Annotated in this window: 1 protein-coding gene; it reads left to right on the top strand. The window is 47.5% G+C overall.

Annotated elements, in window-relative coordinates; translation table 11 throughout:
- Positions 1–406: hypothetical protein (locus tag J7R13_RS09175; protein ID WP_208438338.1), on the top strand; the 406-nt coding region annotated here is incomplete at both ends.

The following is a 406-nucleotide window of genomic DNA, read 5'->3' as shown; positions in this document are numbered from 1 at the left end:
GTAGAGCAGCAAGGACCCTTGGGGTTAGAGCTAGGAGTGCCATTAACGCCTCAGCAGATTGCTGGGATCAAAAAGGACATGATCTGGCTTGAAACCCACCTTGTGGATGGAAAAGAGGTCTTGGTGCCGCGCGTTTATTTGGCATCAGGGTCACAAACCCACCAAGGCAGTCTCGCCAGTGCTCATTTAAAAGGCCATGGCATCACTTTAGCAGCAGAACGTCTGACCAATAGCGGTGCGGTCTTTAGTGATAATGCACTCCATATAAAAACCACGAAGACTTTGTTCAATGATGGTGGTTTTTTGCTTGGCAGCGGTGCTGTTGATCTGAGCAGTGATGGTCTTTTAGCCAATTCTTCTGGTGTTATTCATGGTGATACGATCACCATGACGGGTAATACGATTA

The sequence above is a fragment of the Bartonella taylorii 8TBB genome (assembly GCF_902825155.1).
GTDB lineage: Bacteria > Pseudomonadota > Alphaproteobacteria > Rhizobiales > Rhizobiaceae > Bartonella > Bartonella taylorii_A.
Note: the sequence above shows the minus strand (reverse complement) of the source record. Positions and strands in the feature narration are given on the sequence as shown.